Raw genomic sequence first — 22,963 nt, 5'->3', positions numbered from 1 at the left:
ATGTGAAAACATCAACTTTCCGTGTGCTTTTCCGGCACATGATCCGTGGAGTCTTGAAACATGCCGCTTTCCAACGCCCAACTCGCCCAAACCATCGATCACACGCTGCTCGCGCCCGACGCGAGCGATGCGCAGATCCGCGAACTCTGCCGCCAGGCGGCCGAGCATCGCTTTTACTCGGTCTGCGTGAATTCGGCGAACGTGCCGCTCGCCGCGCGCGAGCTGACCGGCACCGGCGTGCTCGTCTGCGCGGTGGTCGGCTTTCCGCTCGGCGCGGCGCTGTCGGCCGCGAAGGCATTCGAGGCGTCGGCCGCGATCGCGGCGGGCGCCGGCGAGATCGACATGGTGATCAACCTCGGCGCGCTGAAGAGCGGCCGCGCCGACGACGTGAAGGCCGACATCGCGGCCGTGCAGCACGCGTGCGGCGCGGTGCCGCTCAAGGTGATCCTCGAGACGGGGCTGCTGAGCGACGACGAGAAGGTGCGCGTGTGCGAGATGTGCCGCGATCTCGGCGTCGCGTTCGTGAAGACGTCGACGGGTTTCGGCCACGGCGGCGCGACGCTCGCGGATGTCGCGCTGATGCGCCGCACGGTCGGGCCGGAGCTGGGCGTGAAGGCGTCGGGCGGCGTGCGCGACCGCGCGGCCGCGCTCGCGATGCTCGAAGCCGGCGCGACGCGGCTCGGCACGAGCTCGGGGGGGCGATCGTCACCGATCAGCAGCCGAGTAACGGCGCGTACTGACAGCGCGAGCCACGGACGGGTTCATGGACGCGGCCGCAGTGGTACGCCTCGGCCCGTGGATCTACGTCGCACGCAACGACACGGCGAGCGCCGCGTTCGTCGCCCGGGCCACCCGCACGCTCTGACCCGGCCGGGGCGGCACCGGACCGTTGTGCTGCGTCGCGCCTGACATCGTTCCGCGTGCTGTCCGAGCGGCTGCTGTCGCGCCGCGCTCAACCTGTCCGGCGTGCGGGCGCGCATTCATCCGCATCGTCTTCTGCCGCCAACCGCCCGGCATAGTCGCGCGCGAACTGCACCGCGATGCGGCCCGAACGCGCGCCACGTTCGAGCGCCCATTGCAGCGCGGGCTCGCGCGCCGCACGAATCTGCGCGGCATCGAAACCGGCCGCACCGAGACGACTTTCGACCACGGCCAGGTACTCGTCCTGCGTGAAACCGTAGAACGTCACCCAGATCCCGAAGCGCTCGGACAGCGAGATTCGCTCCTCGACCGCGTCGCCCGGATGCAGCTCGCCATTTTCCGCGCGGGACACGTTCGCGTTGTCGCTCGCCTGCTCGGGCATCAGGTGGCGGCGATTGGACGTCGCGTACACCAGCACGTTCGACAGGTCGCTCGCGACCGATCCGTCGAGCACCGTCTTGAGCCCCTTGTAGCCGGTCTCGCCGGCCTCGAACGACAGATCGTCGCAAAACACGATGTAGCGCTCGGGCCGCCCGCGCACCATCTCGACAATCGCCGGCAGATCGTTCAGCCCTTCCTTGCTGACCTCGATCAGCCGTAGCCCGTGCGCCGCGAACGCGTGCAGGCACGCCTTCACGATCGACGACTTGCCGGTGCCGCGCGCGCCGGTCAGCAGCACGTGATTGGCCGCGAAGCCGCGCACGAACTGCCGCGTGTTGCGTTCGACGATCGCCGCCTGCCGCCCGACGTTGCGCAGTGCGTCGAATGCGGTAAGCGCAGGCGTTGCGATCGGCTCGAGCGGCGCCGCGCGATGACTTCCGTCGAAGCCGCGCCAGCGGAACGCCACGGCCGCGTCGAAATCGACCGGGGCCGACTGCCCTGTGCCCGCGATCGTTTCGAGCGCGTTCGCGATCCGTTCGAGCTGGCGCGCGAGCGCCGGTGCGGCGGCAGGTGCGCGCCCTTCCTGCAGCACGGCAATCAGGTCGTGCATTTCGCGATCGGCGCTCATTGACGGACTCCTTGCGCGGCGCCCGTATGGAACGGAAACCGCTGCGCGATCGCCACGCCGAGCAACGCAATGCCGCCGCCGATCAGGTGATAAAGCCGCAGCGACTCGCCGAGCAGCACGATCGCGCCGCCGGCCGTCATCACCGGGAGCAGGTTCATGAACATCGCGCACCGGCTCGGGCCGAGCAACCGCACGCCCTGCATCCACAGATACGGCAGCACCACCGACGCCAGCACACCGGCATACAGGATCAGCGGCACGCTCGCGCGCGTCGGCCACACCGCTTGCGCGGGCAGCCGCAGCAGCATCGGCACCATGAACACGAGCGCGGCGAGCGCCTGCACGTAGGTCGACTGCCACGCCGGCAGCGCGCCGATGCGCCAGCGCTTGAGCAGCACGCCGTAGAGCGCATACGCAGCCGACGCGGCCAGCATCAGCAGGTCGCCGGCATGCACGCCGTGCGCGGCGATCGTCGCCGGGTGCCCTTCGGCGATCAGGTACACGACGCCCGCGAGCGACAGCATCCCGCCGACCACCATGCCCGCGCCCGGCGGATCGCCGAGCAGCAGCGAGCTGAGCGTCATCGTCATCAGCGGCACGAGCGCGGTGATGATCGCCATGTTGGTCGCGCTCGTCGTTTTCGCGGCTTCGTAGGACAGGCTCTGGAACAGCGCCATTGCGAGAAAGCCGAGCACCGCGAGCTTCGGCAGGTGCGCGGCGAGCGCCGCGCGGTTGCGCCACGCCGGACGCAGCGTGAACACGCTCATCAGCGCGACGGCGAGCAGCAGCCGGTAGAAGGTGATCGCCGAAGGGTCGATCGTCGATGCCGACAGCTTCGACACGACGACATTGCCGGCCCACAGCGCAATCGCGCAGAAAGGAAACAGAAAAGGAGACTTGTTCATCGCGTTTGACGGATTAATATCGTGACAGGGTGCTGGCTTGAACCGGAACGCCATCGTGCCCGCCCGCCCAACTGCCTGTCTCACGCCAAAATGTCACGACTTGTCGCGAATCGGACAATCGAGTCCACCCCGCCCCTGGCGCACCTGCGCTACGAATCGACGCCGATGCCCGTGTCGGCGATGGCCGCGACCTACGCGCACGGCACGTCGATCGCGCCGCACAGCCATCGCCGCGCGCAGCTGCTCTATGCGATCGAGGGCGTGATGCACGTGGAGTCCGAAGGCGCGTCGTGGGTCGTGCCGCCAACGCGCGGCGTCTGGCTCGAAGCCGGCCTCGACCATACGGTGCAGATGAGCGGCGACGTGCAGATGCGCACCGTGTTCGTCGAACCGGGCGCGGTCGAGCACCTGCCCGCGCGAAGCTGCGTCGTCGAAGTGCATCCGCTGCTGCGCGAGCTGATCCTCGCCGCGGTCGACGTGCCGCTCGATTACGCACCGGGCTCGCGCCACGATCACCTGATGCACCTGCTGCTCGCCGAGGTGACGGTCGCGCCGCTGCTGCCGCTGTACCTGCCCTGGCCGCACGATGCGCGGCTGCGGACGATCTGCGACACGCTCGTCGCCGCGCCCGACGATCTGCGCACGATCGCCGAGTGGGCCGACCTGCTCGGCCTGTCGGTCCGCACGCTGCATCGCGCGTTCCGGCGCGAGACGGGGCTCAGCTTCCGCCGCTGGCGCGAACAGGCGCGGCTGCTGCTCGCGCTCAAGCGCCTCGCGCACGGCGAGAAGGTGCTGACCGTCGCGATGGATCACGGCTACAGCAGCCAGAGCGCGTTCTCCGCGATGTTCAAGCGGCATTTCGGCGTGTCGCCGTCGGCGTTTTATGCGTAGCGTGCGATCGTGCCGGCCTCGTGCCCCGTGCGCGGTGCGGGCGCCGCTACCGCGCCGCGATCGCCACGACGAAAAACACGCACGCAGCCGCCGACGCCACCGTGCGCACGTGATTCCACATCGTCCAGTCGTGCACGTAGCGCGTCCACAGCGCCATGCCGTGCGCGGTCGCCGGATCGGCCGCGGCCAGCGCATCGTTGAGCGGCACGTTGACGGCCATCGTCACCGCGAACATGCCGAACACGTAGAGCACGCCGCCCGCGACCGCCGCCATCGCGCCCGGCTGGTCGCGATCGAACAGCGCGATCGCGACCAGTGCGAGCGCTATCAGCGTCGTGCCGAGGAACAGCGGCATGAACGGCGAGCGCACGATGTCGACGTTGATCGCGTTCATCGCGGCCACGCCCGCGTGCGGCGCGATCCGCGCGAGCGACGTCATCACGAACGTCGAGAACGCGAAGTACACGCCGGCCATCAGCCCGCAGCCGATCGCCGAACCCCACAGCAATGCCGAAGTCACGAGCGCGATCATGGTCATGCGCTCCACACGCCGGCCGCGGCCGTCGCGCGCGCATAGTCGGCGAAATCGCGCGCGGGCCGGCCGATCGTGTCCTCGATGCCGTGCGTCACCGCGCTGTTGCGCCCGTCGAGCACCACGCGGAACAGGTCGTCGAGCAACGCGATGACCGGCTCCGGCACACCGACCTCGCGCAACCCCGCGACGAACGCATCGGGCGGAATCTCGCGATAGGCGACCGGCCGGCCGGCGGCCCGCGCGATTTCGCCGACGACTTCCGCAAACGTCAGCGCGCGCGGGCCCGTGACCTCGATCACGCGGTTCGCGAACCGCGCGTCGGTGAGCACGGCCACGGCGACGTCCGCGATATCGTCCGCATCGACGAACGGCTCGCGCACCGCACCGGCCGGCAGCGCGACCTCGCCGGCCAGCACGCCGTCGATCAGATAGCCTTCCGAGAAATTCTGGTTGAACCAGCTCGCGCGCACCACGCCCCAGCCCACGCCCGAAGCCTGCAGCGCCGCCTCGGCGGCCTGCGCGCCGGGCTCGCCGCGCCCCGACAGCAGCACCACGCGCTCGACACCGTTTTCCCGCGCGAGCCGCGCGAATGCGGCGATCGCGTCCACCGCGCCGTCGACGGAGAGGTCGGGCTGATAGGTCACATACGCGGCCGATACGCCGTCGAGCGCCGCGGGCCACGTCGCGGGCTCGGTCCAGTCGAAGCGGACGGCCGACGTGCGCGACACCGGCCGCGTGGCGATGCCGCGCGCGCGCAGCCGTGCATCGACGCGGGCGCCCGTCTTGCCCGAACCGCCGACGATGAGGATGGGAAGTGCCGACATGTGCGTCTCCTTTTCACTCAGAAATGCGAGACTGTCTCGCGTTTTGAAAACACGATAGACTCTCGCATTAGCAACGTCAAGTTTTTCCGGAGGCGGCATGAGCCGACAGAAATCGGGGCAGAACGACGAGCCGGAAGCGGCGGCAGCGGACGCGCCGGCCCGCGCGCGGCTCGTGCCGACACAGCAGCGCAGCCGCGAGCGGTTCGAGCGCATTCTTGCGTGCGCGTCGGACGTGATGATCGAGAAAGGGTGCGATGCGCTCCGGATGAGCGACATCGTCGAGCGCACGGGCATCTCGTTCGGTTCGCTGTATCAGTATTTCCCGGACAAGGCGGCCGTGATCGGCACGCTCGCGGAGCGCTACAACGCGGTCGGGCACGACTGCGTGCGGCGCGATCTCGCCACGATGAAGACGCTCGGCGACCTGCACGGCACGCTCGCCCGCATCACGGACAGCTACTACCGGATGTTCGTCGACGAGCCGCTGATGCGCGACATCTGGCGCGCCACGCAGGCCGACCGCGCGCTGCAGGAACTGGACCGGGAGGACGGCGAGTTCCTGGCCGGGCTGCTGGCGGATGCGCTGGGCGAGGTGGCGCCCGGCACGACCCGCGCGCAACGCAGCGCGTTCGCCGAGTTGATGATGATCCAGATCGCGGCGGCCGTGCGCCATGCGATCACGCTGCCGCCGAAGGTGGCGCGGCAGATGCTTGCGATGTTCAAGCGGATGCTGCCGCGGGATCTGGCGGTGTTCGACGCGTAGTCGCACCGCGCAATGCACGCGGCCGCCCGAAGGCGGCCGCGCGAAGTGGCACCGACGCGCCGCTTACTTGCTGTAGTCGTACACCCCGCGCCCCGTCTTGCGCCCGAGCCGCCCGGCCGACACCATCTCGCGCAGCAACGGGCACGCGCGATACTTCGGATCGCCGAAATCCTTCACGAACACGTCCATCACCGCGAGGCACACGTCGAGGCCGACGAGATCGGCCAACGCGAGCGGCCCGATCGGGTGGTTCGCGCCGAGCTTCATCCCCGCGTCGATCTCCTCGGCCGACGCGATGCCTTCGGCCAGCACGAAGAACGCTTCGTTGATCATCGGCACGAGAATCCGGTTCACGACGAAGCCCGGCGCATTGCGCACGCCGATCGGCGACTTGTCGAAACGCTCGGTCAGCGCGCGCACGGCCGATGCGGTTTCATCGCTCGTCTGCAGCCCGCGGATGATCTCGACGAGCGGCATCAGCGGCACCGGGTTGAAGAAGTGCATGCCGACGAAGCGCGACGGATCGGCGAGCGGCGCCGCGAGCGCGGTGATCGAGATCGACGACGTGTTGGTCGCGATGATCGCGTCCGGCCGTGCAACGGCCTCGATCTGCTTCAGGATGCGGCCCTTCAGCTCGACGTTCTCGGTTGCGGCTTCGATCACGATGTCGGCCGACGCGAGCTTCGCGTAGTCGGTCGACGTCGTGATGCGCGCCAGCGCCGCGTCGCGTGCAGCCGCGTCGAGCTTGTCCTTCGACACGAGCCGCTCGAGGCTGCCCTTCAGCGTCGCGATACCCTTGTCGAGCGCCGCGTCGCTGACGTCGATCATCACGACGTTGAGTCCCGCAACGGCGGCGGTTTGCGCAATGCCGTTGCCCATGGTTCCGGCGCCCACGACGCCGACGATTTCGATGGCCATGAAATTTCCTGTGTGTTCGGGTGCTGAGCGTTCGATTATCAGATGTTCTCGAAGATCGCAGCAATCCCCTGGCCGCCGCCGATACACATCGTCACGAGCGCATAACGCCCGCCGATGCGCTTCAGCTCGTACAGCGCCTTGACCGTGATCAGCGCGCCGGTCGCGCCGATCGGGTGACCGAGCGAGATGCCCGACCCGTTCGGGTTGACCTTCGCGGGATCGAGGCCGAGCTCCTGCGTGACCGCGCAGGCCTGCGCCGCGAACGCCTCGTTCGCCTCGATCACGTCGAGATCGGTGATCTTCAGGCCCGCGCGCTCCAGCGCCTTCTGCGTGGCCGGCACCGGGCCGATGCCCATGTAGGCCGGATCGACACCCGCGTGCGCATACGCGACCAGACGCGCGAGCGGCTTCACGCCCTGCGCGCGCGCGGCATCCGCGCTCATCATCAGCACGGCCGCGGCCGCATCGTTGATGCCCGACGCGTTGCCGGCCGTCACCGTGCCGTTCTCCTTCGCGAACACCGGGCGCAGCTTCGTGAAATCGTCCTCGCTCGCGTCGTGACGCACGTGCTCGTCGGTGTCGAACGCGACTTCGCCCTTCTTCGTGCGGATCGAAACCGGCAGGATCTGATCCTTGAAGCGCCCTTCCGCGATCGCGCGCGCCGCGCGACGATGCGATTCGAGCGCGAGCGCATCCTGCTTCTCGCGCGAGATGTCGTACTTGCGTGCGACGTTCTCGGCCGTCACGCCCATGTGGATCGTCTGGAACGGGTCGTGCAACGCGCCGAGCATCATGTCGACGAGCTTGCCGTCGCCCATGCGCTGGCCGAAGCGTGCGGCCGGCACGGTGTACGGCGCGCGGCTCATGTTCTCCGACCCGCCGCCGATCGCGACGTCGGCATCGCCGAGCATGATCGTCTGCGCGGCCGACACGATCGCCTGCAGGCCCGAGCCGCACAGGCGGTTCACGGTCAGCGCGGGCGCGTGCTGCGCAACGCCGCCGTCGATCGCCGCGACCCGCGCGAGATACATGTCCTTCGGCTCGGTGTTCACGACGTGGCCGAACACGACGTGCCCGACCGCGTCGCCCGGCACGTTTGCGCGCGACAGCACTTCGCGCACGACTTTCGCACCGAGGTCGGTCGGCGAGAAATCCTTCAGGCTGCCGCCGAAATCACCGATCGCGGTACGGACACCGCTCACCACCACGACTTCTTTCGCTGCATTGCTCATCGTCTGCTCCGGTTCGTTCGCGCACGCAGGCGCGTTGATGCGTTACATGTTCGGGTAATTCGGCCCGCCGCCGCCTTCCGGCGTGACCCACACGATGTTCTGCGTCGGGTCCTTGATATCGCAGGTCTTGCAGTGCACGCAGTTCTGCGCGTTGATCACCAGCCGGTCGCTGCCGTCGTCGTTCTTCACGAACTCGTACACCGCCGCCGGGCAGAAGCGCCCCTCCGGCCCCGCGTACGTGTGCAGGTTCACGTTCACCGGCACGTTCGCATCTTTCAGTGTCAAATGCGCCGGTTGGTTCTCTTCATGGTTCGTGTTCGAGATGAACACCGACGACAGCCGGTCGAACGTCAGCTTGCCGTCCGGCTTCGGATACTCGATCGGCTCGCACTGCGACGCCGGCTTCAGCATCTCGTGGTCCGCATGCTTGTGGCGCAGCGTCCACGGCACGTTGCCGCCCATCACCTTCTGCTCGAGCCCGACCATCAGCGTGCCGAGATACAGGCCCTTGGCCATCCACTGCTTGAAGTTGCGCGCGCGGTACAGCTCCGTGTACAGCCACGATTGCTTGAAGGCGTCCGGGTATGCGTTGAGCTCGTCCGACTGGCGGCCGGCCTGCACCGCGTCGAACGCGGCGTCCGCCGCCAGCATCCCGGTCTTGATCGCCGCGTGGCTGCCCTTGATCCGCGATGCGTTCAGGAAGCCCGCGTCGTCGCCGATCAGCGCGCCGCCCGGGAACACCGTCTTCGGCAGCGACAGCAGCCCGCCCGCGGTGATCGCACGCGCGCCGTACGACACGCGCTTGCCGCCTTCGAGGAATGCGCGGATCGACGGATGCGTCTTGTAGCGCTGGAATTCCTCGAACGGCGACAGGTACGGGTTCGTGTAGCCGAGGCCGACCACGAAACCGACCACGACCTGGTTGTTGTCCATGTGATACAGGAACGAGCCGCCGTAGGTATCGGACTTCAGCGGCCAGCCGGCCGTGTGGATCACGAGGCCCGGCTTGTGCTTGGCCGGATCGATTTCCCACAGTTCCTTGATGCCGATCCCGTACGCTTGCGGGTCGGCGTTCGCGTCGAGCTTGAACTTCGAGATCAGTTGACGGCCCAGGTGGCCGCGGCAGCCTTCGGCGAACAGCGTGTACTTCGCGTGCAGCTCCATGCCGAGCTGGAAGTTCTCGGTCGGTTCGCCGTCCTTGCCCACGCCCATGTTGCCGGTCGCGACGCCTTTTACCGAGCCGTCGTCGTTGTAGAGAATCTCGGCGGCCGGGAAGCCGGGGAAAATCTCGACGCCCAGCGCTTCCGCCTGTGCCCCAAGCCAGCGCGTCACGTTGCCCAGCGAAATCACGTAGTTGCCGTGGTTCTGGAAGTTGGCGGGCAGCGCCCAGATCGGCGTCGTAACTGCGCTCTTTTCGGACAGGAACAGGAAGCGGTCTTCCGTCACCTCGACGTCGAGCGGCGCGCCGCGCTCCTTCCAGTCGGGGAACAGTTCGTTGATCGCACGCGGGTCCATCACCGCGCCCGACAGGATATGCGCGCCGATCTCGGAACCCTTCTCGAGCACGCACACGCCGATCTCGGTGCCTTTCTCGGCGGCCAGCTGCTTGAGCCGGATCGCCGCCGACAGCCCGGCGGGGCCGCCGCCGACGATCACGACGTCGTATTCCATCGATTCGCGCGGGCCGTATTGCGCGAGCAAGTCCTGTGTGGTCAAAATCCTGTCTCCTCCTGCGTCCCGACCGTCAATCGATCAGAACTGATCTTCCGTCAACGCGAGCACGCTCTCGTTGCCCTTCGTGCCGACGATCGACGCTTCGAGCCCGCCCGCCTGCACCAGAATGTGCTCCGCGTAGCATTGCGCGATCGCGATCTTCGCGTCGAAGAACGCCGGGTCGCTCGCACGCTGCGCCTGCGCCGCCAGCAGCGCGCGCGCCATCTGCCACCCGCACAGCACCACGCCCGCCAGCTTCAGGTACGGCACGCTGCCCGCGAACACCGCGTTCGGGTCCTGCTTCACGTTCGCCACCACGTAATCCACCACCGACGACAACGCGCGCGCACCCTTCTCCAGCTGCGCCTTCATCGACGCGGCCGCCGCGCCGTCCAGCTTGCCCAGCGCCGCCACCGTCTCGCCGATCTCCGCAATCAACGCCTTCGCCACCGCGCCGCCGTCGCGCATCGTCTTGCGGCCCACCAGGTCGTTCGCCTGGATCGCCGTCGTCCCTTCGTAGATCGCCAGGATCCGCGCATCGCGGTAATACTGCGCCGCGCCCGTCTCCTCGATGAAGCCCATCCCGCCGTGCACTTGCACACCCAGGCTCGCCACATCGTTCACCATCTCCGTGCTCCAGCCCTTTACCACCGGCACCAGATACTCGTAGATTGCCTGATGACGCGCTCGTGTCGCCTCGTCCGAATGGCGGTGGGCAATGTCGCTGTGCGCCGCTGCCACATAGGCCAGCGAACGCGCGCCTTCGGTCAGTGCACGCATCGTGCCGAGCATCCGCCGCACATCCGGGTGGTGAATGATCGTCACCGACTGCTTCGCCGACCCGTCCACCGGGCGGCTCTGCACCCGTTCCTTCGCGAATTCCGCCGCCTTCTGGTACGCGCGGTCGGCCACGCCGATCCCCTGCATCCCGACGCCGAAGCGCGCCGCGTTCATCATGATGAACATGTATTCGAGGCCGCGGTTCTCCTCGCCCACCAGGTAGCCGATCGCGCCGCCGTGGTCGCCGTATTGCAGCCCCGCCGTCGGGCTCGCCTTGATCCCCAGCTTGTGCTCGATCGACACGCAGTGCACGTCGTTGCGCGCGCCAAGCGAGCCGTCCTCGTTCACCAGGAACTTCGGCACGATGAACAGCGAAATGCCCTTCACGCCTTCCGGTGCGTTCGGCGTGCGCGCCAGCACCAGGTGGACGATGTTGTCCGCCATGTCGTGCTCGCCCCACGTGATGAAGATCTTCGTGCCGAACACCTTGTACGTGCCGTCGCCCTGCGGCTCGGCGCGCGAGCGCACCAGCGCGAGATCGGAGCCGGCCTGCGGCTCGGTCAGGTTCATCGTGCCGGTCCATTCGCCGGAGATCAGCTTCGGCACGTAGCGCTGCTTCTGCTCGTCGGTGCCGGCCGTCAGCAGCGCCTCGATCGCGCCGTCGGTCAGCAGCGGGCACAGCGCGAACGACAGGTTCGACGCGTTCAGCATCTCGATGCACGGCGTCGCGATCAGCTTCGGCAGCCCCTGGCCGTCGTACTCGGTCGGATGCTGCAGCCCCTGCCAGCCGCCTTCAACGAACTGGCGGAACGCTTGCGCGAAGCCCGGCGTCGCGGTCACGACACCGTCCTTCAAGCTGCTCGGGTTGCGGTCGCCTTCGACGTTCAGCGGCGCCAGCACCTCGCCGCAGAACTTCGCGGATTCCTCCAGCACGGCCTGCGCCGTGTCGTAACCGGCATCCTCGAAGCCCGGCAGCTGCGCAACGGTGTCGATGCCCGCGAGTTCCTTCAGCACGAACAGCATGTCCTTGACGGGGGCGTTATAGCTCATGGTCGATGTTCCAATCAGGCGGTGAGTGAGGCGCGCTACGGGGCCGATGCGGCAAAACCGGCCAGCCCCAGGCGACGGCGTGGCCCATCGTAAGCCCGCAACGGCCGATTCCGATTGTCATATCCGGCCCACATGGTGACAAAATCGGCCACGCGATGTGCGGGTGGTACCGGAAATGGCTGGTTGGACAAGGGTTTGGCCCGAGCCGGTTTTGGTGAAAACGGCGGGCAATCGGTACGCTAACCGGATGCGCCGACCGCGAGATATGGCAAAAGGAAGCCGGTTATGGGAACAAATACGGCTTCGCCGCGTTGCGGGCGCGCCCCGGAACCCGCGACAGCAGTTCGAGCGGGCGGCTTCGGGTCCGAAGCGGGAAAACACCGTTTGTCACAGCGGTCACCCCGGGTCGGGATGGCCTTGATGATTGCCCGGGATGCTGATGCCAGCATCCCTGCTTCGCGCAGCCCTTGCAGGCACGGCACGACGTCAGGGGCGGAATCTGCCGCGCTCGACGCCAGACGGCGAATTTGACACCCGGCTTCACGACGACGTCCAGGTGCAGGCGTGGTCAAAGACCCGCTGCCGGTGCCGGTTCGCGCGCAACCGGCGGGCGCCTGCCGTGTCACCACCGATAGCGGATGCCGCCCGTCACCGACGCAAAGCGGCGAGTTCGACGGCCGGCTTCACGACGTCGCCTCGTCCGGTTGTCGTCGAAGGCCCACTGTCGGCACCGGTTCGCGCGCAGCCGACAAAAACCTGCCGCGTCACCACCGATAGCTGATGTCGCCCGTCACCGTCAGCCGCGTGCCATAAAAGCACCCGCCCGCGGAAAAACACGACGACACGTAGGTCCGGTCGAACAGGTTGTTCACGTGCGCGGCGACGCGCCATCCCTTCCACGCGGGCCGTTCGACGCCGAGGTCGTAGGACAGCCCCAGATCGACGAGCACGACCGCCGGCACGTCGAACGTATTGACGTTGTCGCCCGCGCTGCGCCCGACGTAGCGCACGCCGCCGCCGACGTTCAACCCGCGCAGCCCGTGCCAGCCGAGTGCGTAATCGAGCCACAGCGACGCGAGATGGCGCGGCACGGCCGCCACGCGCTTGCCGACGACGGCCGGATCGGTATCGGCCCGCACCGTCGTGTCGAGATAGGTGTAGGCCGCGATCACGTCCAGCTGCTTCCAGACGCGCGCGCGCCCTTCCAGCTCGATGCCGCGCGAGCGCACCTCGCCCGTCTGCACGTTGAAGAACGGATGCTCGGGGTCGGCGCTCAGCACGTTGCGCTGGCGAATGTCGAACGCGGCGATCGACGCGCTGCGCAGTTGGTCCGGCGACTGGTAGCGCAGCCCGAGCTCGAACTGCTTCGCCTTCGTCGGCGTGAACGGCTGGCCGTCGAAACGCGTGCCGAGCGCCGGCTCGAACGACGTCGAATAGCTCAGGTACGGTGCGAAACCGCTGTCGAACAGGTAGACCGCCCCGGCACGGCCCGTGAATGCGCGCGCGCTCTGCCGCACGCTCGTCGAGCGCAGCAGGTCGTCGGTGGTCGTGCGCGACCATTCCTCGCGCCCGCCGAGCGTGAACACCCAGCGATCCCAGCGCACCTGGTCCTGCAGGTAGACGCCGATCCGGTCGGGTGTCTGGCGCGTCTGCTGCGCGACGGGCGGCACGACGAACGGCTGCCCGTAGTCGGGTGCGCGCGTATCGAGCGGCGGCGCCGCACCGAAACCCGACCCGACGAGGTTCGCCACCGCATGTTCGTACGACAGCCCGGCCAGCACCGTATGCTCGACCGGCCCCGTCATCGCACGCATTTCGACCTGGTTGTCGAGCGCGAGATGGTTCACGTGCTCGCGCGACCACGACAGCGAACGGTTCAGCACGCCGGGCGCCGCATACGGTGCGACGAAATTGACGGCCGCGCCCGCGAAGTCGACGTCGAGATGCGTATAGCGCACGTTCTGCCGAACCTTCCACGTCGCATCGAAACGATGCTCGAACGCATAGCCGATCATCGCCTGCGTGCGGTCGTACGTGTCGAAGCCGGGCAGCCCCGCAAAGAAATGCGTCGGCAACCGACGGCCGGCATCGGGCCACAGCGTACCGAGCGCCGGCAGCCAGCCCGCGAAGTTGTTGTGCGGATCGCGCTGGAACGAACCCAGCAGCGTGAGACTCGTGTCGGCGTTCGGCTGCCACGTCAGCGACGGCGCGACGACGATGCGCTGCTGCTTCGAATAGTCGATCTGTTCGTCCGCGCGCCGCGCGAGACCGTCGATCCGGTAGCGCCACGTGCCGTCCTGCGTGGCAGGCCCGCTGAAGTCGAACGCAAGCTGCGCGCGGTCGCGGTTGCCGGTCTGCACGGCGAGCAGACGCTGGGCCTCGCGCGTCGGCCGCTTGCTGACCATGTCGACGATGCCGCCGGGGCTCGCCTGCCCGTACAGCACCGACGCCGGGCCGCGCAGCACGTCGATGCGTTCGAGCGTCCACGGATCGACGACGCTCGCAGCCCAGTTCACGCCTTTCGGCAGCGGCAGGCCGTCGAGCATCTGCGGATTGATCGCCGCCGCCGCGAAGCCGCCGAAGCCGCGCAGGAACACGCTTTCGAGCACGCCGCCGGGGCGCGAATCCGCGTATGCGCCGGGCGTGTAGCGCAGGCTGTCGCCGACGCTGTGCACATCCTGCCGGTCCATCTGTTCGCGCGTGACGACCGACAGCCCCTGCGGCACTTCGACGATCGGCGTGTCGGTCTTGGTGCCCGCGCGCGACACGTCAGCCGCGATGCCGCGCACCGGGCCGACGCCCGTCTCGCGCCGCCCGTCGACGGCGATCGGTGCGAGCATCGGCGCATCCGCGGGCTCCGCCGCGTCCTGCGCCGCCGCGGCAACCGGCATCGCAGCCGCGCAGGCCAGCGCGGCCGCCCAGCCCGGCACGCGCCATGACGCCGCGCACGGCAACGGGAATCCAGGCCGCGCACGGCGGCCGGTGTGTGGTCGAATCATGTCGATTTATCCGGAGATCGGGGACGGGCGCCGGTGGAATCACCGTGCCCTCGGGTACCGAGACGGACCGCCCGTGCAACGGCGGCCGCGACTGATTTGCAAATGGGAATCATTCATTCCGGCACGACGCGGGTAAATGCCGGCAAGCGCAATCGTCGATTGCGCGGCGCGCACCGATCACGCTGCACGCTATTCGTCTGACGTTAACAATTTGTCACGGATGAATGTCGTTATTCTGAACGACTAAATGAATGATCGGATGATAGGATAGCGACACTCTCAAGTTTCAAGCGACACACGTATGTCAAGCCTGCCCCCGGCCACCCGACACTCGCTCGTCGATTCGGCGATCGAAATCCTCAAATCCAACATCACTTCCGGCATCTGGCGCGTCGGTCATCGCATCCCGACCGAGCTCGATCTCGCGAAGCAGCTCGAGGTCGGGCGCAACACGGTGCGCGAAGCGGTTCGCACGCTCGCGTATTCCGGCGTGCTCGAAGTGCGCCAGGGCGACGGCACCTACGTGCGGCGCAACGTCGATCCGGCCGAAACGATGCGCAACGTCGATCGCGCCGCACGCGGCGATCATCTCGAGCTGCAGTGCATGCTCGAGACGGAATGCGCGCGCTACGCGGCGCGCCGGCGCACCGACGAGGATCTCGCGACGCTGCGCAAGCTGCTGAAGGCGCGCGGCGAGCGCGAAGCGGCGCGCGACGTGAAGAAGTTCGTCGAACGCGACCGCGCGTTTCACATCGCCGTGGCCACCGCGTCGCACAATCACGCGCTCGAGGCGCTGTATCGCTACTTTTCGGGGTCGATCCTCGCGAACGTCGAAGACATCCTCGTCGAGCTCGACGAGGCCGAGATTCCCGAACCCGACATGCAGGCGCATCAGGCCGTGCTCGACGCGATCGAGCAGCGCGACGAGAACAAGGCGGTGCGTGCGACCCTCGCGATCCTGAAACCGCAGATGACCTGGCTCGAAACGCGCGAGCCGCCCGCCGCCTGACGAACCCGGCGCGCTATGCGGCGACGGCCTCGATCACGTCGATCTGCCCGTCCGGCGCCGGCCTCGCCCCGGCGGGCCGCCAGCCGGCGGCGTCGAGCAGCGCGTCGTATTCCTCCCGCGTGCGCTCACGGCCGCTGCCCCAGCACATCATGTGGATGTCGTAGAGCTTCGAGAAATGCGCGACGCCCGGCGCCGGCACGACACGTTCGATCACGAACGCGCGCGCCCCGTCCCGCGCGCTTTCACGCGCACGCTTGAGGATCGTCACGCATTCGTCGTCGTTCCAGTCGTGCAGGATCAGCTTCAGCAGGTAGACGTCGGCCGCCGGCACCGCGTCGAACATGTTGCCGGCCGCCTTGTTGCAGCGCGCACTCACGCCCATGCGCTGCGCCCATCCCTCCGCGTCGCCGTCGATCACTTCGGGCAGGTCGAACACGGTGCCGGTCAGCGATTCGAACCGCCTGAGCAGGCTGCACATCATGTGCCCCTGGCCGCCGCCGATGTCGCACGCGTGCGTGCCCGGCGCGAACGCGACATCGCGCAGCGCGTCGACGACCTGCTCCGACTGCACGGTCGAGAAGCTCGACATCGCGCGCTTGAAGTCGGTCCGGTAGCGCGCGTGATCCTTCGCATAGTCGAACGCCATCGCGCCGAATTCGCGCACGAAGCCGTTCTGCCGGCCGTCGCGCACCATGTCGGGCAGGTGTTCCCAGATCGCGTAATGCTCCGGGCCCTCCTGCAGCAGCACGAAATCGCGCAACGTGCTCGCGGCGTCCGCGTGCAGCAGCGCGCCCGACGCGGTGGCCCTGAAGCCGCGGTGCGCATCCTCGTCGAGCAGGCCGAGCGACGCGAGCGCGCGCAACAGCCGGTACAGCAACGGCTCGTCGACGCCGAGCGCCACTGCGAGCGCGGCCGACGAAGCCGGCGCGTCCGTCGTCACCGCGTCGAATACGCCGAGCCGCGTACCTGCATACAGGATGCGGCTGCGCCACCGCCCGAACAGCGTATCCAGCACCTGCTTTGCCGCCTGTTCCATCAAGTCCTCCCGAGCATGAACGGATCGCGCGGGCGCATGACGCGCCGCGCGAATCGCAATCGTCAACGAAACATGCGAATCACTGCTCGTGCAGGAACTCGCGGATCGGGTAGCCGACGTGGCGCTGCGCATCGAGCGTGTAGCCGAGGATGCGGTCGCCGCGCTTGAGTTCCGTGATGTTGTGCACGCTGCCTTTCGGCCCGAGCACGCGCACGTGCCAGTCGTCCTGCGCGATGATGTTGATCGCGCGGTTGGCGGCGTTCTTCGCCTCGATCAGCAGCAGCGGGCGCGTCTCGACCTTCGCGCGCCCGACCACGACGCGGCGCGCCTTGCCCTGCGCGTTGACGGCGAGGATTTCCGCGCCCGATTCGAGCTCGGCGAGATAGCGGGTCCGGTTGTCCGGCGCGACGACGTACGAATGGAGCGCGGCCGCGTTCACGCGGAACGGGCGCGTCGGCATGTACGGCAGCGGGTGGGTCTCGCTGCTGATGAGGATCATGCCGGTCGAATACGAGCCGACCAGGATGCCCTCGTCCTGCTCGAAGCGCGAGCACGTGTCGACGCACACGCGCTCGCCCGGCCCGAGATGCGTGAGCCCGACGATCTCGATTTCCTCGAGCTGCAGATCCTCGACCGTGTCGCTGCAGATCGACACGAGCTGCGTGGCCTGCCCGACCTGCGTCGGCGTGAGCAGCACGCCCTCGGGGCCGCGCTGCAGCACGTTCAGCGTCACTTCGGCATCCTCCAGATCGGCCACGACGGTGATCAGTTCGCCCGCCGCGCGATCGGCGGCCGCCAGCAGGATCTCGAGCGGGATCTTGCTCGGGTCCTGCAGGAATTCGACGAGCAGCCAGGGCGTGGAAGTCGACAGTTCGCACGCGCGTGTGAGCGTCGCCTCGCCCGTCACCTCGATGAACACACCGAGCTCGACACCGTCCGGCACCGCGAAATCGACCGGCAGGCCGTCCTTCACGAGCACGATCTGCACCTGCTCGAGCAGCGCGGGATCGGCCGGCTGCCGGTCGAGCACCGCGACCTTGCACGCGCTCGGCGGCAACCGCCCGGCCTGCTCCGAATCCTTCACGACGAATGCGGACACGCCGACATGCAGCGCTTCCTCGGTGATCTCGTCCGCGAGCTCGCCGATGTTGCGCAGGTCAATCCAGGAAAGCTTCTTCAAGGCCAATCTCCTTCGAAGGGGATGAAGCGGGTTGGTTGGTTGAACGACAGGATGAAACTAGCGGCTGACGGAGACGGCCGAACGCGACGCGGCAGCCCGCATCCGGCAATCGACCCAGCCGACGCCCGGCTCGTAGCCCGCGAGCCGGATGCCGGGCGACACATCGGCGAGACCGACGCGCGCGCCGCCGTCGGTCCGCAGCCGTACCGCACCGTCGCCGCGCATCACGATGCGCGCGCTCGCGCCGGATGCGCTGCGGGCGTGCAATGCGACGAGCGGAGCGGATTCGATCCGCACGCGGCCGACCACGATCGCGCGCGTGTCGCCCGCCGCGCCGACCGTCAGGATTCGCTCGCCGGAACGCAGCAGTGAAGGCTGGCGCGCGCGGTCGCCGCCGCAGAACACGAACGATTCGGCCGAGCCCGCGTCGATGCCGAACGCGAGCGGACGGCCCGGCATGCGCGCGGCGCCGGCCGCGACGAGCAGCATGCTGGTCGCGCTCGCGCCGGCCAGTACGCATTCGTCGCCGTCGAGCTGCGAACAGCCGTCGATCACCGCATGCAGCCCGACGCCGAGCGGCTCGACGCGCTGCACCTCGAACGTTTTCAGCTTCAGCGGCTCGCGCGGACGCAGCTCGCCGCACGCGGCCAGCACGCCGCGCAACGCCGCCGCATCGCGCGGCGCGAACGCGATGTCGACCGGCGACTGCGCATATTTGCGCGCGAGGTACGCCGCGCCGTGCGGATCGGCCAGCGAGACGACGATGCGGCACACGTCCTCGTGCGCACCCGCGAGCAACCGCTCGAGCGGCACCGTGGTGGCGAGCGCGTAATCGAGCACGACGAGCGCGTGACGCGCGAGCGCGGTGCGCGCGGCGTCGAAATCATCCGCGCCGGCGATCCGCACGCACACGCCAGCCAGCGGCGCCTGTGCGTCGTCGGCCAGGGTCGCGACACCCGCCGGCGAAACGGCCAGTTGCGTCGCCGCGCCGGCCGCGCACGTATCGCGATCGGCGTCGGCCACCACGAAACGGCGCACGCCGGCTCTCGCCGCGTCGGCCGCGACGGCGCCTGCCTGCGCGCCGAGCGCGCGCAGGTCGATCCACGGATAGCGATGCATGGAAACCCTCGATGGTCGGAAGAAACCGGGCACGGCGGCCCGGCGTACCGGATCAGGCGGCCAGGTGCGCGGCGCGCCGCCCGACGCCGTGTACGGCATCGGACAGACGGCGGATCAGCGGCGCGGCCTTCGGCGCGGCGAACACGTTGCGGCCGGCCGCGATGCCGAGCGCACCCGCGTTCATCACGCGCGCGGTGAACGCGACGAACTCGTCCTCCGGCAGCTTCGCGCCGCCGGCGACCAGCACCGGCAGCGACGAGCCGGCGATGATGTCGGCCATGCTCGCGGCATCGCCGCTGTAGGGCAGCTTGACGATGTCGGCGCCGAGATCCGCCGCGACGTTCGCCGCATGGGCGATCAGTTCGGCCTGCGGACGATCGCCGAGGCCCGGGCCGCGCGGATAGATCATCGCGAGCAGCGGCAGCGACCAGCGCGCGCACTCGGTCGCGATGCGGCTCAGGTCGAGCAACTGCTGGGATTCCGTCTTGGAGCCGAGATTCACGTGCACGCTGACCGCGTCCGCGCCGCTCGACAACGCGTCCTCGACGCTCGCGAACAGCGTCTTCGCGTTCGCGTCCTCCGCGTAGCGCGTGCAGCCGTTCAGGTGCACGACGAGCGCGAGATCGTTCAGCACGTCGGGAGACAGGAAACGCGCACGGCCGCGATGCACGACGATCGCATCGCCACCGTGCGCGGCGATGTCGCCGACGAGCTGCCGCAACTGCTGCGGATGGGCGATCGGACCGTCCGCGAGCGAATGGTCGAGCGGCACCATCAAACACTTGCCCGATGCGGCGCGCACGACCCGCCGCATCCTCAGCGCCTTGCCAGAAACCGATAGAAGAGAGTCCATCCGTGATTCCTCGCCAGAAATGGAGAGGCCGGCCCGTTCACTTCAGCCTGCCCTCGGGGTGCCCGCTTGCGGGCGGAACTGGAGCAACAACCGAGCAACGCTTGCAGCAAATCTTGCGACGTGTAAGACTTGCATAGACCCAATCATCCTATGATTGGATCATCCTTGCAAGTACATTGCGAGCGATCCTGTTTCCCGCCCCAGGGGACGCATTCGTCGCGGCATCGCTTCCCCTTTGCAGACAACGGCAGCACATCAACCTGTGAGGTGTCTATGAAGTTCGGCGTGTCCTTTCTGCCCGATACCGGCCCGGCCGACCGCCCGGCCGCCGACTATTACGCGCAGGCGCTCAAGCTCAGCGCGCTGTCGGAACGGCTCGGCTACTCGTACGTGAAGATGACCGAGCACTACCTGAAGCCGTACGGCGGCTACAGCCCGTCGCCGCTGATGTTCCTCGCGGCCGTGGCCGCGCAGACGGAGTCGATCCGCCTGATGACGGGCGGCATCCAGGCGTCGTTCCATCACCCGATCCAGCTCGCCGCCGAAGCCGCGCAGCTCGACGCGATCTCGAACGGGCGGCTCGAGCTGGGTTTCGCGCGCGCGTTCCTGCCGTACGAATTCGACGCGTTCGGCATCGACCTCGATTCGAGCAAGGCGCGCTTCCAGCAGACGATCGACGCGACGGTGCGGCTCCTCGCCGAGGAATCGGCCAGCGAGGACACGCCGTTCTTCCGCTATCGCGACGCGCGATCGCTGCCGCGCCCGACGCAGCAGCCGCGCCCGCCGGTCTGGGTCGCGGCGCTGCTCACGCCGTCCAGCTTCGAGTGGATCGGCGAGCGCGGCTTCAACCTGCTGATGGCCGCGCCGCCGCGCAAGGCCGCGCTCGCGAAGACGCAGGAGATGGTGGCGCTCTATCGCAATACGTTCGAGCGCCATCACGGCCACACCGGCCGCAAGCCGCAGGTCGCGATCAGCATCCCGCTGATGATCGGCACGTCGGACGCGCACGCGCTGGCGCTCGCGGAGCCGCGCCTGCGCCATCACTGGCGCTATTTCGCGGATGCCGCGAAATCGTGGGAGCAGGTGCAGTCGCCGGCCTACCAGGGCTACAACGAAGCAATGAAGAACAAGATGGGCGGCATGGACACGGCCGACCTCGACGCGACCGCCGTGCTCGGCACGCCCGACACCGTGCGCCAGCGGATTCGCGCGCTCGAGGCCGATCTCGGTCTCGACGCGATCCTGTGGCACATCGACTACGGCGCACAGCCGTACGAGCTGATGCGCAACAACCTGGAGGTGTTCGCCCGCGACGTGCTGCCGGGCCTGTGACGCCATGCCGATCCATTCCGGACCCACCGCGAACCCGTCCATGACACCGTCCCTTTCCCTCGACACGATCGTCGTCGGCGCCGGCATCGGCGGCCTTGCCGCCGCGCTCGCGCTGCGCCGCGCCGGCCATCGGGTCACCGTCCTCGAGCAAAGCCGCACGTTCCGGGAAGTCGGCGCCGGCCTGCAGGTCGTGCCGAACGCCACGCGCGCGCTGCGCGCGCTCGGCGTACTCGACCGGCAGCGGCTGGCGGCCGTCGCACCGACCGCGACGATCCGCCGCCGCTGGCAGGACGGCAGCCTGCTCGGCACCTTCCCGCTCGGCGACGACGTCGAAGCCGCCTTCAACGCGCCGTACTGGAACGCGCATCGCGCCGACCTGCACGCCGCACTGCTCGACGCCGTGCGCGACCCGCTCACGGCCGGCCCGCCCGTCGACGTGCGCGGCGGCGTCGCGGTGCGCGGCCTCGATGCGTGCGGACCCGGCGGCGCGACGCTCGTCGATGCGGCCGGCACGCGCTGGCGCGCGGATCTCGTCGTCGCGGCCGACGGCATCCATTCGACGCTGCGCCACGCGCTGCTCGGCGACGACGCGCCGCACTACAGCGGCGACGATGCGTATCGCGCGCTGATCGACGCCGACGCGATCGATCCGCGCTCGCCCGTGTTCGAGATCGTCGCCGAGCCGCAGGTCACGATCTGGCTCGGGCCGAAGCGGCACGCGATTCATTACTGGGTGCGCGATCGCCGGCTGCTGAACCTCGTCGTGATCGTGCCGGGCGACGGCAGCACGCGCGAATCGTGGAGCAGCAAGGGCGACCGCGCGACGCTCGAGGCCGAGCTCGACGGCTGGGACCCGCGCCTCGTCGGGCTGATCCGCTGCGCATCCGACCTGAGCCGCTGGTCGCTGCACGACCGCCAGCCGCTCGCGCGCTGGGTGTGGGACAGCGTATGCCTGCTCGGCGACGCGCGTCATCCGATGCTGCCGTACCAGTCGCAGGGCGCCGCGCAGGCGCTGGAAGACGCGGTCGTGCTCGGCCGGTGCGTGACCGGCCTCGCATCGAAGGACGCGCTGGGTACCGCGCTTCTCGAGTACCAGCGATTGAGGATCGACCGCAGCGCGAAGATCCAGCTTGCCTCGGCCGGCAACGGCGGCGTGTTCCACCTGCCCGACGGCCCCGAACAGCAGGCGCGCGACGCCGAGCTCAAGTCGCGCCGCGCCGACTTCAAGTCCTACCACTGGACCTGGGCCGACGCGTACCAGCTTTGACGCCCGCCCCGGCGCCGCGCGGCGCGACCCGCGCGCGGCACCGGGGCCCATCGCGACAGGACCGCACCATGCCGAATACCGTCGACATAGCGCAGCAACTGAAACAGGCGATGCGCGGCGTCGCCGCCACCGTCACCATCGTCACGACCGGCGGCGACGGCGCGGCCGCCGCGCCGTGCGCGCTGACCGCCAGCTCGTTCACGTCGGTCGCGCTCGATCCGCCCACCGTCCTGGTGTGCATCAACCGGCGCGCCAGCATCCACGCGTCGATCACCGGCCACCGGCGCTTCTGCGTGAACGCGCTGCGAAGTTGCCACGTGCCGCTCGCACTCGCGTGCAGCACGACGGGCTCCGACGCGCGCTTCGCGCACGACGCGTGGCGCACCGACGCGGCCACCGGCCTGCCCTATCTCGAGAACGCGCAGACGTCGTTCTTCTGCGACACGCTCGAGCAGGTCGAGGTCGGCTCGCATTCGATCCTGGTCGGGCGCGTGACGCGCGTCGCGATGTCCGACGACGTGAACCCGCTGATGTACGTGAACGGCACATTCGCCGCCGTTCGCTCGTTGCCGTCCGATGCCGATGCCGGGCGATAGGCACACCGGTGCGTGCGTCACGCGTGATGTC

At 68.6% G+C, this 22,963-nt stretch carries 19 protein-coding genes and 1 pseudogene; 7 read left to right on the top strand and 13 right to left on the bottom strand.

Features of this window, described 5'->3' with window-relative positions; translation table 11 throughout:
* Positions 1-60 precede the first annotated feature (60 nt).
* Positions 61-740 (top strand): annotated as a pseudogene (deoC, locus tag BBJ41_RS35620) (deoxyribose-phosphate aldolase).
* 212 nt (positions 741-952) lie between these two features.
* On the opposite strand, the gene BBJ41_RS35615 reads toward deoC, so the two are convergent.
* Together BBJ41_RS35615 and BBJ41_RS35610 are read right to left on the bottom strand one after the other, a co-directional pair.
* Positions 953-1,930: an ATP-binding protein gene (locus BBJ41_RS35615; protein WP_083282119.1), complete on the bottom strand. Its 978-nt coding sequence runs from the start codon at positions 1,928-1,930 to the stop codon at positions 953-955.
* Positions 1,927-2,835 (bottom strand): DMT family transporter, encoded by a 909-nt coding sequence (locus BBJ41_RS35610; protein WP_069750995.1) that lies wholly within the window; start codon positions 2,833-2,835, stop codon positions 1,927-1,929. The genes BBJ41_RS35615 and BBJ41_RS35610 overlap by 4 nt, the downstream gene beginning before the upstream one ends.
* 90 nt (positions 2,836-2,925) lie before the next feature.
* Here BBJ41_RS35610 and BBJ41_RS35605 point away from each other — a divergent pair, with 90 nt between their 5' ends.
* Positions 2,926-3,726 carry an AraC family transcriptional regulator gene (locus tag BBJ41_RS35605; protein WP_069750994.1) on the top strand — a complete coding sequence of 267 codons (801 nt, stop codon included), beginning with the start codon at positions 2,926-2,928 and terminating at the stop codon, positions 3,724-3,726.
* Positions 3,727-3,772: 46 nt separating this feature from the next.
* Here BBJ41_RS35605 and BBJ41_RS35600 read toward each other — a convergent pair whose 3' ends face one another.
* Positions 3,773-4,258, bottom strand: a complete 486-nt coding sequence (locus tag BBJ41_RS35600; protein ID WP_069751470.1) for an anthrone oxygenase family protein — start codon at positions 4,256-4,258, stop codon at positions 3,773-3,775.
* 2 nt (positions 4,259-4,260) lie between these two features.
* Positions 4,261-5,085, bottom strand: coding sequence for an NmrA family NAD(P)-binding protein (locus BBJ41_RS35595; protein ID WP_069750993.1), 825 nt, complete (start codon positions 5,083-5,085; stop codon positions 4,261-4,263).
* A gap of 97 nt (positions 5,086-5,182) precedes the next feature.
* Between BBJ41_RS35595 and BBJ41_RS35590 the strand changes: the two genes are divergently transcribed.
* On the top strand, positions 5,183-5,848 hold the full coding sequence (locus tag BBJ41_RS35590) for a TetR/AcrR family transcriptional regulator (protein WP_069750992.1): 666 nt from the start codon (positions 5,183-5,185) through the stop codon (positions 5,846-5,848).
* A gap of 63 nt (positions 5,849-5,911) precedes the next feature.
* Here the strand turns inward: BBJ41_RS35590 and BBJ41_RS35585 are convergent, their stop codons facing one another.
* From BBJ41_RS35585 to BBJ41_RS35565, 5 genes are all read right to left on the bottom strand, one after another.
* Positions 5,912-6,766, bottom strand: coding sequence for a 3-hydroxybutyryl-CoA dehydrogenase (locus BBJ41_RS35585; RefSeq protein WP_069750991.1), 855 nt, complete (start codon positions 6,764-6,766; stop codon positions 5,912-5,914).
* A gap of 38 nt (positions 6,767-6,804) precedes the next feature.
* Positions 6,805-7,998: a beta-ketothiolase BktB gene (gene bktB / locus BBJ41_RS35580; protein ID WP_069750990.1), complete on the bottom strand. Its 1,194-nt coding sequence runs from the start codon at positions 7,996-7,998 to the stop codon at positions 6,805-6,807.
* A 42-nt stretch (positions 7,999-8,040) separates the two neighbouring features.
* Positions 8,041-9,669: an electron transfer flavoprotein-ubiquinone oxidoreductase gene (locus tag BBJ41_RS35575; RefSeq protein ID WP_418222336.1), complete on the bottom strand. Its 1,629-nt coding sequence runs from the start codon at positions 9,667-9,669 to the stop codon at positions 8,041-8,043.
* An 81-nt stretch (positions 9,670-9,750) separates the two neighbouring features.
* Positions 9,751-11,541: an acyl-CoA dehydrogenase gene (locus BBJ41_RS35570; RefSeq protein ID WP_069750988.1), complete on the bottom strand. Its 1,791-nt coding sequence runs from the start codon at positions 11,539-11,541 to the stop codon at positions 9,751-9,753.
* Positions 11,542-12,305: 764 nt separating this feature from the next.
* Positions 12,306-14,540, bottom strand: coding sequence for a TonB-dependent siderophore receptor (locus tag BBJ41_RS35565; RefSeq protein ID WP_236872157.1), 2,235 nt, complete (start codon positions 14,538-14,540; stop codon positions 12,306-12,308).
* A gap of 301 nt (positions 14,541-14,841) precedes the next feature.
* Here BBJ41_RS35565 and BBJ41_RS35560 point away from each other — a divergent pair, with 301 nt between their 5' ends.
* Positions 14,842-15,549 carry a FadR/GntR family transcriptional regulator gene (locus BBJ41_RS35560; protein ID WP_069750986.1) on the top strand — a complete coding sequence of 236 codons (708 nt, stop codon included), beginning with the start codon at positions 14,842-14,844 and terminating at the stop codon, positions 15,547-15,549.
* Positions 15,550-15,562: 13 nt separating this feature from the next.
* On the opposite strand, the gene BBJ41_RS35555 is transcribed toward BBJ41_RS35560, so the two are convergent.
* The 4 genes from BBJ41_RS35555 to BBJ41_RS35540 form a co-directional block, all read right to left on the bottom strand.
* On the bottom strand, positions 15,563-16,585 hold the full coding sequence (locus BBJ41_RS35555) for a methyltransferase (RefSeq protein ID WP_069750985.1): 1,023 nt from the start codon (positions 16,583-16,585) through the stop codon (positions 15,563-15,565).
* Between the two features lie 79 nt (positions 16,586-16,664).
* A complete protein-coding gene (locus BBJ41_RS35550; RefSeq protein WP_069750984.1) occupies positions 16,665-17,765 on the bottom strand; it encodes a 3-dehydroquinate synthase II family protein in 1,101 nt (366 codons plus the stop codon).
* Positions 17,766-17,822: 57 nt separating this feature from the next.
* Positions 17,823-18,884: a 3-dehydroquinate synthase II domain-containing protein gene (locus tag BBJ41_RS35545; protein ID WP_069750983.1), complete on the bottom strand. Its 1,062-nt coding sequence runs from the start codon at positions 18,882-18,884 to the stop codon at positions 17,823-17,825.
* Positions 18,885-18,936: 52 nt separating this feature from the next.
* Positions 18,937-19,737, bottom strand: a complete 801-nt coding sequence (locus BBJ41_RS35540; RefSeq protein WP_069750982.1) for a 2-amino-3,7-dideoxy-D-threo-hept-6-ulosonate synthase — start codon at positions 19,735-19,737, stop codon at positions 18,937-18,939.
* A gap of 285 nt (positions 19,738-20,022) precedes the next feature.
* On the opposite strand from BBJ41_RS35540, the gene BBJ41_RS35535 reads away from it, so the two are divergent.
* The 3 genes from BBJ41_RS35535 to BBJ41_RS35525 all read left to right on the top strand — a co-directional run bounded on the left by BBJ41_RS35535 (position 20,023) and on the right by BBJ41_RS35525 (position 22,932).
* Positions 20,023-21,069, top strand: a complete 1,047-nt coding sequence (locus BBJ41_RS35535; RefSeq protein ID WP_232036310.1) for an LLM class flavin-dependent oxidoreductase — start codon at positions 20,023-20,025, stop codon at positions 21,067-21,069.
* Between the two features lie 40 nt (positions 21,070-21,109).
* A complete protein-coding gene (locus BBJ41_RS35530) occupies positions 21,110-22,336 on the top strand; it encodes an FAD-dependent monooxygenase (protein WP_069750980.1) in 1,227 nt (408 codons plus the stop codon).
* Between the two features lie 68 nt (positions 22,337-22,404).
* The gene (locus BBJ41_RS35525) at positions 22,405-22,932 is read left to right on the top strand and encodes a flavin reductase family protein (RefSeq protein ID WP_069750979.1); all 528 of its coding nucleotides are present in this window, start codon (positions 22,405-22,407) and stop codon (positions 22,930-22,932) included.
* Positions 22,933-22,963: the final 31 nt, after the last annotated feature.

It is taken from the genome of Burkholderia stabilis (assembly GCF_001742165.1).
Taxonomy (GTDB): Bacteria; Pseudomonadota; Gammaproteobacteria; order Burkholderiales; family Burkholderiaceae; genus Burkholderia; species Burkholderia stabilis.
The sequence above is the reverse complement of the archived record's forward strand: the minus strand, read 5'-3'. Positions and strand labels throughout refer to the sequence as shown.